Source organism: Pseudoblastomonas marina (assembly GCF_014641655.1).
GTDB classification, from domain to species: domain Bacteria; phylum Pseudomonadota; class Alphaproteobacteria; order Sphingomonadales; family Sphingomonadaceae; genus Alteriqipengyuania_A; species Alteriqipengyuania_A marina.
In genome coordinates this window covers 1,828,800-1,842,447 of record NZ_BMID01000001.1, presented here as the reverse complement: position 1 = coordinate 1,842,447, position 13,648 = coordinate 1,828,800, and the positions used below count along the sequence as shown (strand labels likewise).

Sequence of the window (13,648 nt, the reverse complement as noted above, 5' to 3'; positions counted from 1 at the left end):
GAGTCCGGCGCACATTGCTCCCGGGAGTCATGGCGATTCATAAGGGCGCCCATGGACATGAGGGAAGCATGGGTACGGTAAACGCAATCACGGCCACCGAGGATGCCGCACCGGTCGAAATGCTCGCGGCGCTGTTCGAAGCCCATGGCTGGCCCTTCGAGCTGACCCAGGAAAACGAGATCGCGGGTGAGATCCGCGGCAGTTGGACGACCTACCAGCTGCGCGGCGTGTGGCGGCGCGACGATCATGTCCTGCAATTGCTCTGCCTGCCCGAAGTGCGCGTGCCGCAGGAAAAGCGGGTGGCCGTGTTCGAGCTTCTGGCGATGGTCAACGAACAGCTCTGGCTCGGCCACTTCGACATCTGGTCGAATGGCGGAATGCTGCTCTACCGCCACGGGCTGATGCTCGGCGACGACGGATTGCTCAGCCTGGCCCAGGCCAAAGCCGCGGTCGAGGCGGCGGTGGCCGAATGCGACCGGTTCTATCCCGCCTTCCAGTTCGCGCTGTGGGGCGACAAGGAACCGGCAGAAGCGCTGGCCAATGCAATGGTGGACGCAGCGGGCGAAGCCTAATAGGCGCAATGCCCATGGAGGCATCGCGCAATGTTTGAACGTATCCTTGTCTGCGGTTTCGGCAACATGGCCTCGGCTATGGTCGAAGGCTGGATCGCGGGCGGAATCCCGCCGCACCACTTCACGATCTACAACCCGCGCCCGAAAACGGTGCCGCAGGGGACCAAGCTGGTCACCGATATCCCGCCCACGCCCTTCGACGCGCTGGTGCTGGGGTTCAAGCCGCACATGCTCGCCGACGTCGCGCCCAAGCTGGGCCCGGCTTCGAACGGCGCGACGATCATCTCGATCCTCGCCGGGGTCGACCTCGATTCGCTGCGCAAGGCCTTTCCCAATGCGGGCAAGGTGATCCGCCTGATGCCGAACCTCGCCTGTGCGCTGGGCAAGTCGCCGATCGCGCTGGCAGGCCGCAGCCTGACCGAAAAGCAGCGCGAAGCCGTCGAGCAGCTGGCCAAGCCGCTCGGCCCCTTCGCTTGGGTCGATGAGGAAAACTACGAGCTGACCACCGCGCTGGGCGGTTCGGGCCCGGCTTTCGTCTACCGCTTCATCGATGCGATCGCAGGAGCGGCGACCGATCTCGGGCTCGATCGCGAGGAAGCCGACAAGCTGGCGCTCGCCATGGTCGACGGGGCGACCCAGCTGGCGGTGAATTCGCGGCACTCGCCGGGTGAGCTGGCCAAGCGGGTCGCGAGCCCCGGCGGCATGACGCAAAAGGGCATGGACGTGCTCGACGAGCGCGATGCACTGCGCAACCTGCTCCGCGACACGCTCGCCGCCGCGCGCGACCGGGGCACCGAAATGGCGGAAGAAGCGCGTAAATCGGGTAAGTGACGCGCACGGTCGCGGCGACCGATTACGCTTGAAATTAAGCCGATGGATGCCGATATTGTCGGCACAAGTCAGCGCCTATGGTGGCGCGGACGGGATAGGAGTTCGACGAATGGCCGATTGGAACGACCAGCGCACCGGCGTCGGTTACGGAACCGGCATCGACAGCGCCTCGGTGCCGAGCACCGTGCGCGACACGGGGCTGCGCAAGCACATGCTCTCGATCTACAACTACATGACCTCGGGCGTGCTGCTCTCGGGGATCATTGCGCTCGTCTTCGCCCAAGGCGGCGAGAATTCGATGGCCGCGCAATTGTTCACGAGTGGCGGTATCCTGGCCTGGATCGTGATCTTGTCGCCGCTGGCGATCGTGTTTGCGATGAGCTTGGGCGCCAATCGCTTCTCGGCAGGTGCCTTGCAGGCGATGTTCTGGGGTTTCGCGACCCTGATGGGTATATCTCTGTCGACGATCTTCCTCGTCTACACGAGTGAATCCATCGCGCTGACCTTCTTCGCGACTGCGGCCGCCTTCGCCGGCCTCAGCCTGTTCGGCTACACCACCAAGAAGGACCTGTCGGGCTTCGGCACCTTCCTGATCATGGGCGTGGTCGGACTGCTCGTTGCGATGCTGCTCAACATCTGGTTGCAGTCGAGCGGTCTCGCCATGGCGATCAGCGCGATCGGCGTGCTGATCTTCGCGGGCCTCACCGCCTACGATACGCAGCGACTGAAGGCGCAGTACATGCATGTCCGCGGGACCGAGTGGGCCGGCAAGGCAGTGATCCTCGGCGCGCTCAGCCTGTATCTCGACTTCATCAACATGTTCCAGTTCCTGCTCGCCTTCCTCGGCGGACGCGAATAAGCGAAGGGACGACCGAACACGCGAAAGCCCGGCAGGAGTGATCCTGCCGGGCTTTTTCGTTGTCAGCGGCTATTCATTACAAAGGTTGGTTGGCGTGGAGCTTCAGCTTCCGCTAAGGCAGGTCCGGACAGGGGGCTGTCGTTAAGGATTTTCGGGAAGGTTGGTATGACGGGTCGTAATTCGATGAGAACGGGTGTCATTGTCACCCTCGTGGCGGCGCTCGCCGCTTGTGCGACGCCGGCACCGCCGCCTCCTCCTCCGCCGCCGCCACCCCCGCCGCCGCCCGCCGCCGTGGTCATTCCGCCGCGCCCGCAGCCGCCCTTGGGCGTCACCGGCGGCGTGGTGATCCCGCCCATGGATGCCTTCGGCAGGCGCGATACGGTCAACCGCAACATCTCGACCTCGCAGGTGGTGTGGAATTTCCGCAGCGCGCTCAACGTAGCGGCGCTCAATTGCCTCGGGCCCGACTACAGCCTGCTGGTCGACAATTACGGCGCCATGCTCAAGCGCCACGCGCGCGCGCTTTCGGCTGCCAATCGCGGCGTCGAACAGCGCTTTCGCGACGAATACGGCGCCCGCTACGTCATGCCGCGCGAAAGCTACATGACCAAGGTCTACAATTATTTCGCTTTCCCGCCGACGATGCCCGAGCTGTGCGACGTTGCGAACCGGCTGAGTTTCGGCGTCACCGTGGTCGACCCGGCCGAGTTCGAATCCTTCGCCACCCAGGGACTGGCCGAGCTCGATGAGGTGCTGATCAGTTTCTATAACGAATTCGAGGCCTGGCGCGCCGCGGTCGCCGATTGGGAAGAAACCTACGGTACGCCGATCTCGGCCCCGATCATGGCATCGAGCCTCGTCAGCGACACCGCGATCCAGACCGGGACGGGCATCGCCCCTGTCGATCCGGAAACCGCACCGAGCGTACCGACGCCCGATGCGCCGCTCACCGTAACCGGCGCCCCGGCGAGCCTGCCGGGTACGGCGGCCCTGCCCGATCCCGATCCGATCCGCCCCACGCCGACGCCGGCGTCGCCCTCCTCCGACGAGCCGGCCTACGGCCCCACGCCCGACGGCGAGGAATAGGTCGCGATTAGCCCTTGGCACGCGCGCGTGCTTTGGCTAATGGGCGCCCCTCGCACGGCTTAGGCTGCGGCGAGAAGCCACTGGAACGGGGCCGTAGCTCAGTTGGGAGAGCGCGTCGTTCGCAATGACGAGGTCAGCGGTTCGATCCCGCTCGGCTCCACCAGTTGGAATGAAAGGGCGGCCCTCGGGCCGCCTTTTTCGGTTTTATGGACCCTTTCCTTCCCAATCGCGCCCATCCGGACTACCTGAACCAGCATGCATTTCCTCGACCAGGCCAAGATTTTCATTCGTTCGGGCGCAGGCGGCCCCGGGGCCGTAAGCTTCCGGCGCGAGAAGTATATCGAGATGGGCGGTCCCGATGGCGGTGACGGCGGTCGCGGAGCGGACGTGGTCTTCGAAGCCGTGCCCGCGCTCAACACGCTGATCGATTTCCGGTATTCGCAGCATTTCAAGGCCGATCGCGGCGGCCACGGCATGGGCAAGGACCGCACCGGCGCCTCGGCCAAGCCGCTGGTGATCAAGGTGCCCGTGGGCACGCAGATCCTGTCCGAGGACAAGGAAGAGGTGCTCGCCGACCTGACCGAGGAAGGCCAGCGCATCGTGCTGCTCGAGGGCGGCATGGGCGGCCGCGGCAATGCGAGCTACAAGACCTCGACCAACCGTGCGCCGCGCCAGCACCAGCCGGGCGAACCGTCGCAGGAAATGTGGGTCTGGCTGCGGTTGAAGCTGCTCGCCGATGTCGGGCTGGTCGGGCTGCCCAATGCGGGCAAGTCGACCTTCCTCAACGCGGTGGCCAACACCAAGGCCAAGGTCGGAGCCTATGCCTTCACCACCATTGCGCCCAAACTCGGCGTGGTGCGCCACAAGGGCCGCGAATTCGTGATCGCCGACATCCCCGGCCTGATCGAGGGTGCTGCGGATGGAAAGGGCATCGGCGATCGCTTCCTCGGCCATATCGAGCGCTGCCGCGTGCTGATCCACCTGATCGATATCGAGGGCGAGGAGCCGGTCGATGCGCTCAAGACGGTGGAGGATGAGCTGGCGGCCTATGGCGAGGGGCTCGAAGACAAGCCCCGCCTCGTCGCGCTCAACAAGCTCGACCTGGTCGACGAGGAACTGTTCGAGGCCTTCGCCGCCGAGTTGAAGGAAGCGGGCGTCGACGAGGTCTTCCCGATCTCGGGTGCGACCGGCGACGGAATCCCCGAACTGCTCGACGCGGTGCTGGGATATTTGCCCGAGAAGAAGACCGGTGCACCGGGCAGTGCCGAGGTCGAAGATGCCGACGATGCGGAGTGGTCGCCGATTTGAGCGTGCTCGCGATCACCGGCGGCACGGGTTTCGTCGGCCGCGCGACGATCGAACGGGCGCTCGCCGCCGGACACACCGTGCGCGCGCTGACCCGCCGCCCGCAGTCGGAACGCGAGGGCCTCGAATGGATCGCAGGCGATCTGTCCGACGATACTTCACTCGAACGGTTGGTCGCGGATAGCGACGCGGTGATCCATGTCGCGGGGGTGGTCAGCGCTTCCGATCCGGCGCTGTTCGAAGCAGCCAATGTGCGGGGCGCATACTCGCTGGCCCGTGCGGCCGAACAAGCGGGACCGGAACGCCTCGTGCTCGTTTCCTCGCTGGCAGCGCGCGAACCCGACCTGTCGCTCTATGGTCGCTCGAAGAAGCGCGGCGAGGACGTCGTGCGAGCTTCGGGGCTGGACTGCAGCATCGTCCGCCCTCCGGCGGTCTACGGGCCGCATGATACCGAGATGTTCGAACTGTTCCGCGCGGCGAAGAAGCGCGTCCTGCCGATGCCGCCACAGGGACGGACCTCGGTGATCCACGTCGATGACCTCGCATCGCTGCTCTTGACGCTGGCGGGGCAACGCGGAGACGACCGGATTTACGAGCCCGACGATGGGCGCGCGCAGGGGTGGGAGCACGGCGAGCTCGCCCGCGCGATCGCTGCGGCGGTAGGGCGCAAGGCATTCGTGCCACGCGTGCCCGGCCGGCTGCTCTCGCTTGCCGCGCGCGGCGACCGGATGCTGCGCGGCGACAAGGCCAAGCTGACCCCCGACCGGGTCGGTTACATGGTGCACCCCGATTGGGTGGCGCGACCCGATCGCAGGCCGCCACCGGAGCTGTGGGAACCACAAATCGATACGCACGAGGGGCTCGCCGCAACCGCGCGCTGGTACGAAACCGAGGGCTGGCTCTAGGGCTCTTTCCCCGTCGTATCGATGCGCTGCGCGACGGCAGCGATCAGCTGGTCGAACTGTTCGTTGCCGCGCAGGTTGAGATCGCGCTGCGGGAAGGGGATCTCGATGTCGTTTTCCTTGAGCAGCCACCACAGGTTCTTGAGCACCTGCGAGCGGACATTGCCGACCCCGTCTTCGGGATCCTTGATCCAGCATTGGATGACGAAATTCACGCTGCTGTCGCCATAGCCGTCGAGCCACACGGTGGGAGGCGGGATATCGAGCACGCGGGGACAATCCTTCGCCGCCTGAAGCATCAGCTTTTCCGCCACGCCGATGTCGCAGCCATAGGAGACGCCGACCGGCACCTGCATGCGCACGTTCTTTGACGAATAGGACCAGTTCTCGACCTGGTTGATCATCAGGTTTTCGTTCGGGATCAGGTATTCGCGTTGGTCGCGGGTGGTGACCGAGACCGCGCGGATGCCGATCTTGCGGATCTGGCCGAAGCTTTCCTTGCCCGCCTGGTCGGTCACCGCGATCACGTCGCCCGGCTTAATCGAGCGGTCCATCAGCAGGATGATTCCCGCGATCAGGTTACCGAAAGTCTTCTGCAGGCCGAAACCGATCGCCAGGCCGAAAGCACCCGAGAATACCGCCAGCGCGGTGAGGTCGATGCCGAGCAGGTCGATCCCGATCAGGAAGGCGACCGCCCAGACGACGATCGTGACGAGTTTTTCGGCGAGCAATTGCTGGGTTGCGTCGAACCCGCTGAACTTGCGGATACCGCGGCGTACGACCTTGCCGAAGCCCCAGGCGAACAGCAGCACGCCGCCGATGATGCCGATCACAACCAGCACATCGAGCAGCGAAATGCGATGATCGCCGAGCGTCAGCGCGACCGCGTCGATCGCCTCGACCACGGTGCCTGCGGTTTCGTTCTGCGCCGCGACTTCGCGGATGCCCTCGGTGGCGGTGACCGCGCCGGTCGCGGTATCGACTGGTTCGGGTGTGGCGTTGGCGGCCTCTTCGAGCCGGTCGAATACCGGCGCGAGCGGCTGCGCACCGCTGTCGGCGGCGGTCTCGGGAGCGGTGGCGGTGGCAGTTGGTGTCGTCATGCGTGGAGAGCAGCAATCCCCTGTTCGAGGTCTGCAATCAAGTCCCTGCTGTCTTCCAATCCCACGGAAAGGCGGATGCCGAGCACGTCTTCATTCGCGCAGCCGGCCGGTGGCCACGCCATCCGGTCGCGGATCCGCGCCGGATCGAACGGTACGGCGAGGCTTTCGTACCCGCCCCAGCTATAGCCCATGCCGAACAGGTCGAGCGCATCGAGGAAACGCCCGCGCGCAGCCTTGTCGCGACCCTTCAGCACGAAGCTGAACAGCCCGCAGCCCCCACTGAAATCGCGCTGCCACAGCTCGTTGCCCGGCGCGCCGGGGAGCAGCGGGCAGAGCACCTGCGCGACCTCGTCGCGGCCCGCCAGCCATTCGGCGACTTTGCGGGCGTTCTCGGTCGCGCGCTCGAGCCGCAATTGCATCGTGCGCAACCCGCGATGGGCCAGCGCGGCATCGTCGGGCGAGACGTGCTGGCCCTGCAACTGCGCCGCGCGCCGGAGCGTGCGGTAGAATTTCTCGTTGCCGGCCGCGCTCCCCATGAGCAGGTCGGAATGCCCGCCGACATGCTTGGTCAGCGACATGATCGCGATATCGGCCCCGTGATCGAGCGCGGCGAAGCCGAGCGGCGAGGCCCAGGTATTGTCGAGCAGGACCGTGGCTCCGTGACGATGTGCGATATCCGCCAGCGCGGGAACGTCGCACACTTCCATCGTCAGGCTGCCCGGGCTCTCGAGCAGGACCGCGGCAACGCCCTCGCTCACCAGCGCTTCGAACGCCGCATGGTCGAGCGGATCGAAGGTGATCGTTTCGACGCCCATCCGCTTGAGCGGGCCGAACGCGATCGCCCGCGTCGGCTCGTAGGCATTGTCGGTCAGCGCGAGCCGGTCGCCGCTTTCGAGCACCGCCGCCAACGCGGAAAACAAGGCCGCCGTGCCCGACGGATAGAGCATCGTCCCGGCCGCGCCCGGTTCGAGCTCGGTCAATGCCTCGGCCAACGCCCATTGGGTCGGCGCGCCACGCCGCCCGTAGTGGAAATGCCCGTCGGCATTGGGGTGCCCGCGCGCGAGTTCCTCGTGGGTGTCGTAGAGGTGGGTCGAGCCGCGCCAGACCGGCGGATTGACCACCGCGCCGGTCCATTCGGGACGACGTCCTCCCTCGACGAGCCGTGTCGCCGTCTTCCTGGGCGGTTTGCGATCCCCGGTCAGCGCGCCGGTCCCGTCTGCTTGGGGGTAGCGGGGTCTGCGCCCCATTCGGCCCAGCTGCCGTCATACAGCGCGACATCGTCCTTCCCGAGCAGGTGCGCCGCGAACAGGACCGCGGCGGCCGTCATCCCGCTGCCGCAACTGGTGACCAGCGGCCGGTCGAAATCGACCCCCGCGCGATCGAACGCGGCGCGCAGGCCCGCCTCGTCCTTCCAGGTGCCGTCGTCTTCGAACAGCCAGCCCACCGGCAGGTTGCATGCGCCGGGGATATGGCCCGCGCCCATGCCCTCGCGCGGCTCGGGCGTCGAGCCTTCGAAACGCTCGGCCGGGCGGGCATCGACCACTTGCTCGGCATCGCGATCGATATTGGCGAGCATGTCCGCCTTCGAGCGCACCTGCCGGCCCGAGCCGTAGGTGGTGAAATGGCGCGTTCGCCGCTCCCGTCGACCGCTTTCGACCGGGCGGCCCTCGCGCTCCCACTTGGTGAGCCCGCCGTCGAGGATCGCGACGTTGGAAGCACCGAACAGCTTGAACATGAACCAGGCGCGGGTGGCGCTCCGTACCTGGCTGCGATCGTCGTAGATGACGACCCGGCTGCCGTCGCCGATGCCGAGCGCCTGCATCCGGCTGGCGAATTGTTCGGGCGGCGGAAGCATGTTGGGCGCATCGGCCGCATCGTCGACCAGCGCGCCGAGATCGAGGAACACCGCGCCCGGGATGTGCGAGGCTTCGTATTCGGCGCGCGGGTCCCGCTGGGGTTCGAACGGGTGCTTCGAGGCATCGACCACCCGCAGGTCGTCGGCTTCGAGCTCTCCCGCGAGCCATTCGGTCGATACGAGACTGTCCATCGCACCTTCTCCCGCTGCGAAGGATCAGGATTAGCTAGCGCGCAGGGCGAGGTCCACCCGTCACGCGGCCTGCGGGGCGACGAGGCGCTGGCCGATATGGCGATAGACGCGCGGCCCCTGGTCGAGCCGGATCGGAACCAGCTCTGGTCCCTGGTCGGCCCGCCCCAGCAGGATGCTTTGCTGTGCGATCACGGGATCGTTGCCGTCGGAGGCAGCGGCCGCGCGCAGACGGACGATCGGTACGAACAGGGCCTGCTCGCCGCGGCGGATCGGGTTGAGTTGCGCGAGCGGCACCCGGAACTCTCCGGTCAGTTCGATCACCGCGCCGGGCTCGAGGTTCTTGGAATTGTGCGCAGCGGGCAGCTTGCCCAGCGGGGGCTCGAGCTGGCGCTCGATCGCCACGTCTCCCCGCGCGGCTTCCATCACCCCCCCGACGAGCAGCTCGGTCAGCGTTTCGCGACCGCGATTGGATACGGTGATGCGGTAGTTGAGCGTGACCGTCATCAGGGTCGCGGTGATATCGCGCACCTCGAACGCCACGTGCAGCGGTCCGTTGTCGAAGGCCACGGCGGCGGGTTTGGGCGGTGAGGGGAGCGGCGCGACCTTGGACGGATCGGCGACCGTGGCCGCTGGCGTGGCTGCCTGCACCGGACCCGGGTTGGTTGCCGCGGGCGACCGCTTCACGGGCGCCGGGCGCTCGATTTCGGGGACGCTGACGGCCGCGGGGCCTTCGCGTCGACGCCACCAGGCAAATGCTCCTCCGGCCAGCGCGATGACGAGCGCGACCAGAACGATCCACAGCCACGGCAGGCCGCTGTCGGTGGGTGCCTCTCCGGCAGGCTCGGGCGGAGCGGTCGCTGTGGTCGGAGCGGCCGGCAGCGAGGTCGGGATTTCGGTCGGACCAATTGCGTCTGGCTGCGACGTCGGCTCGCCGGGAGTCCCGGGAGCGCGCTCGGTCGTTACGGGCCGGTTCGCAGGCTCAGTCGGTCGCCTCGCGGCAGTCGTCTGGCGCGATGTCGGGACCGATTGGACGACCGGAGACTGCGGCGAGGGCGTCGGCGTTGCTGTCGCGCTCGGCTGCGACATGGGCGTGCTTCGTGCCGCCGGGGTCGCGCGCTGTGTCGGGACGGGAATCGGGCGCGCGGCCGGCCGGTCGGGATCCTGCGGTCCGTAGACCGGGCTCGAGGACGGCGACGGCGTCGGGGCAGGGGGCAGGTCGAAGCCCTGCGCGGCGACTTCCGCCGGGGCAAGCGCAATCAGTGCGGCAAGCGAAGCGAGCGGTAGGACGAGGATCTTTGACATGGGCGATGCTGCTATTGGGGCGCGATGCGACGGCTTCGCGAAAGCGCTCTGAATAGCGGGTGAAGCGCGGCGAATCAGCCCCGCGCTTGCAAGGCGGTGTCATTCGCGCCAGAGCTTGTGGCATGTCCGACACACCCAAATTCCTGGGCCAGCAGAGCCCGCTGCCCGAATCGCCTGAAGAGGCGGTGCTCGACTACGTGCCCAACCCGCGTGCCGGATCGACCTACATGGTCCGCTTCGCCGCGCCCGAATTCACCTCGCTGTGCCCGGTGACCGGCCAGCCCGATTTCGCGCACCTAGTGATCGATTACGCGCCCAAGGCGCAGATCGTCGAATCGAAGAGCCTCAAGCTGTTCCTCGGCAGCTTCCGCAACCATTGCGGCTTCCACGAGGACGTGACGGTGGGGATCGGACAGCGCCTGTTCGACGAGATGGAACCGCACTGGCTCCGGATCGGCGGCTACTGGTATCCGCGCGGCGGCATTCCGATCGACGTTTTCTGGCAATCGGGCGATGCGCCAGCCGGGCTGTGGGTGCCGGATCAGGGCGTCGCCCCGTATCGCGGCCGAGGCTAGCTAACCGCCGCCCGAAGATCCGAGCGCAAAATAGCTCCCGACGACAAGCGAAACGACCGCGAGGCCGGTTGCGACCAGCATCAGCAATCCGTCGCGCACCATCAGTGCGAGCCCGAAGAACGCGATCGCGATCATCGGGCCACTGCTCGCGAAGGGCAGCAGTTCGAGCGGGGGAACGGTCACGCATAGGGCCAGGATCAGCACGCCGGCGATCTTGTGCCACGGATTGCGCGTGAACCTGCACCAGCGCCCGTGAAACCACCGGTCGAGCCGCTTGCCGGGTCCGCGCAGCTTGTCCGCAGCCTTCTCCAGCTTGTCGGCCTCGACACACCGGTTTTCGATGAAGCCGGGCATCCACAGGTGATCGTGTCCGATCACCATCTGCACTGCAACGAGGGCGACCACCAGCGCGAGGAACGAGGGTACGCCGGGAATTCCACCGATCGGGGTGATCTCGAGCAGTGCGGGCACCATGATGAGCGGCCCCCAACTGCGCTCGCCGAACGCTTCGATCGTGTCGGCGATCGACACCTGGTCGTTTCCCTCCGCCAGCTCCTCGAGATCGTCGAGGATATCGGCGACGCTATGCGGCTCTTTCAAACGCTTAACTCCCCTGTGTGGGAGAGTAACGGGCGGGGAAGGATATGGTGCCGGTTGCAGGAATCGAACCCGCGACCTTCGGTTTACAAAACCGCTGCTCTACCAGCTGAGCTAAACCGGCACTGACAAGCGCCCCATGATCGAAAGGGGCTGCAAAATCCAGTCCCATTCCCTTAGTCGGGCACCATGGACCTGCAACAGATCGTTGACGACACCTGGAATGCGCTCGCGGACGAGCGCGGTTGCGGGACCCCGGCGCGCTATATTCCGGCGCTGGCCGAGGTCGACCCGACCAAGTTCGGCATCGCGGTGGCGACCCGTTCCGGCGAGGTCCATTGCGCGGGCGATACGGACGAGCCGTTCTCGATCCAGTCGATCTCGAAGGTTTTCGTGCTCGCCCAGGCGCTCGAGCGCGAAGGGCTGGCGCTGTGGGATGCGGTCGGCCGCGAGCCTTCGGGCAACGCCTTCAACTCGATCGTCCAGCTCGAGCGCGAGAAGGGCATTCCTCGCAACCCGTTCATCAATTCGGGCGCGATCGTCACGACCGACCGCTTTATCGGCGATCGCGGGCCCGACGAGGCGGTGGCGGACCTGCTCGCCAAGTTGCAGAACATGGGGCGCGATGACGATATCGGGATCGACGAGCGGGTCGCCCGCTCGGAAAGCGAAACCGGCGCGCGCAATCGCAGTCTCGCCTATTTCATGGCCGATTTCGGGAGGTTGCTGAACCCGGTCGAGGACGTCCTGTCGGTCTACTTCCGCCAATGCGCACTGGCGCTGACCTGCCGCCAGCTGGCCGACGCCGCGCTTTTTCTCGCCTTCGACGGGTGCGATCCGGTGACCCGCGAACGAATGTGCTCGCGCGAGCGTACCCGGCGGATCAATGCGCTGATGCTGCTGTGCGGCCACTACGACAATTCGGGCGAATTCGCCTTCGATGTCGGTTTTCCGGGCAAGTCGGGGGTGGGCGGCGGGATCCTCGCCAGCATTCCAGGCCGCGCGACGATCGCGGTGTGGTCGCCCGGGCTCAACCGCTGGGGCACCAGCCTGCTCGGCGCCCGCGCGCTCGCCCAGATCGCCGACCGCACCGGCTGGTCGGTCTTCAGCGGGCGGCTCGACGAGATCTAGCGATTGCCGAGCCGCAAGGCTGCTTCTTTCGCACCAAGCGAAAGCCGTTGGGACAGGCAGCACCCCAACGGGCCCGCGGCCTCGTATGGCGCCTGCCAACAGGCCCGATCGCTAGTTCTGCAGGTACACCGTCACCGCATTCAGCGGGTATTCGATATTTGCGACAATATCGATTTTCCCGTCGCCATTGTAATCCACGAGCTCAAGTCCGACCATCGAGCCCCGATCCTCCTCGATAACGTCGAGTGACCATCCGGTGTCGGTCTGTCGCAGGATATAGAGGCCCCCTCGCGCCGGCGCGAACGGATCGGAGACCGACGAACCGATCGTGAAAGCGATATCGAGCAGTCCGTCGCCATCGAAATCGGCGGCCTTGGCTTCGGTGATGATGATCTGTTTCGCTTCCTGCTCGAAACTGGCGACGCGATACGAACCGAACGTCGATTCGTCGGCGTCGAAGGTGTAGACGGCGATCCCCTGGTAGACAGGTTGGAGGATTTCGAACCTGCCCGAATCGTTGACGTCGTAAACCGAGCCGAAATGGCCGTGGGCGGCGCCGGTGCCAACGGATACTGCATTCCAACTGCTTCCGCCGTTCCCGAGGAAGGCGGACATGCGACCGGAAAGGTCCGAGGCGAAGATATCGAGAAATCCGTCATCATCGAAATCGCCGACCGCAAGCGAGCGGCTGAATTTGGTCGCCGAGACCTCGCTCACCGCCCACGCAGCGTCGCGTGCCGAAGGGTTTTCGAGCCAGTAGACACCGGTTTTCTGCTCGGGATCGCCATCGGAATTGATCCGCAGGTTCACGACGAGATCCATGTCTCCGTCGTTATCGATGTCGCCCTTGTCGATATTGATCGGGTTGGGAAGGTCGGTCGCGAGGATACGACGCGGCCAGTTCCTGATGCGATCGCCGGGGTTCAGGTAGGCGATCAGGGCATCGTGGGAATTGAGCACACCGACGACGTCCATGTGTCCGTCATTATTGACGTCCACGGTCGTGTGCCGCTCGAACAGCAACTGCCCCTTCGCCTCGAACCCGCTGAGTGCGTCGCCCGGTACGATCGTCCTGAGGTCGGATCCGCTGTATTCGACGTAACCCGTAATGCTGCGCGGACGCGAGACTGCGGTCGAGACCCATGAATCGAAGAAACTGATGTCGGGGCGGCCGTCCCGATCGAAGTCGTCGATCGCGAAGCCGTAGGAATAGTCCATGTCGGTGAGCACGTCGCGCCGTGAGAACGAAAGCGCGCTCCCGGTCTCGACGTCGAGATTGCCCTCGAACGTCGCGGGCGTTGAAGCCAGGTCGAGACACCCCAATGACGCGTCGGTCCCACA

General features: G+C 66.0%; 14 protein-coding genes and 2 tRNA genes. 9 read left to right on the top strand and 7 right to left on the bottom strand.

The genetic code is table 11. The features are described from left to right. The first annotated feature begins 68 nt into the window (after positions 1-68). The 7 genes from IEW49_RS09075 to IEW49_RS09045 all read left to right on the top strand — a co-directional run bounded on the left by IEW49_RS09075 (position 69) and on the right by IEW49_RS09045 (position 5,558). Entirely contained in the window at positions 69-572 is a 504-nt protein-coding gene (locus IEW49_RS09075) for a type III secretion system chaperone family protein (protein ID WP_188642368.1), read from the top strand. Between the two features lie 30 nt (positions 573-602). Then, positions 603-1,403, top strand: a complete 801-nt coding sequence (locus IEW49_RS09070) for a pyrroline-5-carboxylate reductase family protein (protein ID WP_188642367.1) — start codon at positions 603-605, stop codon at positions 1,401-1,403. 109 nt (positions 1,404-1,512) lie between these two features. Then, positions 1,513-2,262: a Bax inhibitor-1/YccA family protein gene (locus tag IEW49_RS09065; protein ID WP_188642366.1), complete on the top strand. Its 750-nt coding sequence runs from the start codon at positions 1,513-1,515 to the stop codon at positions 2,260-2,262. 183 nt (positions 2,263-2,445) lie between these two features. After that, positions 2,446-3,348: a hypothetical protein gene (locus IEW49_RS09060; protein WP_188642365.1), complete on the top strand. Its 903-nt coding sequence runs from the start codon at positions 2,446-2,448 to the stop codon at positions 3,346-3,348. Between the two features lie 87 nt (positions 3,349-3,435). Continuing rightward, positions 3,436-3,511 (top strand) — tRNA-Ala (locus IEW49_RS09055). Between the two features lie 92 nt (positions 3,512-3,603). Beyond that, on the top strand, positions 3,604-4,656 hold the full coding sequence (gene obgE / locus IEW49_RS09050) for a GTPase ObgE (protein ID WP_188642364.1): 1,053 nt from the start codon (positions 3,604-3,606) through the stop codon (positions 4,654-4,656). Continuing rightward, a complete protein-coding gene (locus tag IEW49_RS09045) occupies positions 4,641-5,558 on the top strand; it encodes an NAD-dependent epimerase/dehydratase family protein (protein ID WP_229658147.1) in 918 nt (305 codons plus the stop codon). The genes obgE and IEW49_RS09045 overlap by 16 nt, the downstream gene beginning before the upstream one ends. On the opposite strand, the gene IEW49_RS09040 is transcribed toward IEW49_RS09045, so the two are convergent. The 4 genes from IEW49_RS09040 to IEW49_RS09025 are packed head-to-tail and all read right to left on the bottom strand — an operon-like array spanning position 5,555 to position 10,004. After that, entirely contained in the window at positions 5,555-6,655 is a 1,101-nt protein-coding gene (locus IEW49_RS09040; protein ID WP_188642363.1) for a mechanosensitive ion channel family protein, read from the bottom strand. The two genes, IEW49_RS09045 and IEW49_RS09040, sit on opposite strands and share 4 nt — an antisense overlap. Next, positions 6,652-7,902, bottom strand: coding sequence for a cystathionine beta-lyase (gene metC / locus IEW49_RS09035; RefSeq protein WP_188642362.1), 1,251 nt, complete (start codon positions 7,900-7,902; stop codon positions 6,652-6,654). The genes IEW49_RS09040 and metC overlap by 4 nt, the downstream gene beginning before the upstream one ends. Next, positions 7,854-8,702: a 3-mercaptopyruvate sulfurtransferase gene (gene sseA, locus IEW49_RS09030; protein WP_188642361.1), complete on the bottom strand. Its 849-nt coding sequence runs from the start codon at positions 8,700-8,702 to the stop codon at positions 7,854-7,856. Before sseA ends, metC begins: the two co-directional genes overlap by 49 nt. Positions 8,703-8,762: 60 nt before the next feature. Further along, positions 8,763-10,004, bottom strand: a complete 1,242-nt coding sequence (locus IEW49_RS09025) for a hypothetical protein (RefSeq protein WP_188642360.1) — start codon at positions 10,002-10,004, stop codon at positions 8,763-8,765. Between the two features lie 122 nt (positions 10,005-10,126). On the opposite strand from IEW49_RS09025, the gene queF reads away from it, so the two are divergent. Then, entirely contained in the window at positions 10,127-10,579 is a 453-nt protein-coding gene (queF, locus tag IEW49_RS09020) for a preQ(1) synthase (RefSeq protein WP_188642359.1), read from the top strand. Here the strand turns inward: queF and IEW49_RS09015 are convergent, their stop codons facing one another. Both IEW49_RS09015 and IEW49_RS09010 read right to left on the bottom strand, forming a co-directional pair. Next, entirely contained in the window at positions 10,580-11,179 is a 600-nt protein-coding gene (locus IEW49_RS09015) for an exopolysaccharide biosynthesis protein (RefSeq protein ID WP_188642358.1), read from the bottom strand. It abuts the gene before it with no gap. Between the two features lie 45 nt (positions 11,180-11,224). After that, positions 11,225-11,300: transfer RNA gene (locus IEW49_RS09010), tRNA-Thr, on the bottom strand. Positions 11,301-11,365: 65 nt separating this feature from the next. Between IEW49_RS09010 and IEW49_RS09005 the strand changes: the two genes are divergently transcribed. Beyond that, entirely contained in the window at positions 11,366-12,307 is a 942-nt protein-coding gene (locus IEW49_RS09005; RefSeq protein ID WP_188642357.1) for a glutaminase, read from the top strand. A 111-nt stretch (positions 12,308-12,418) separates the two neighbouring features. On the opposite strand, the gene IEW49_RS09000 is transcribed toward IEW49_RS09005, so the two are convergent. Continuing rightward, positions 12,419-13,630 (bottom strand): FG-GAP repeat domain-containing protein, encoded by a 1,212-nt coding sequence (locus IEW49_RS09000; protein ID WP_188642356.1) that lies wholly within the window; start codon positions 13,628-13,630, stop codon positions 12,419-12,421. Positions 13,631-13,648: the final 18 nt, after the last annotated feature.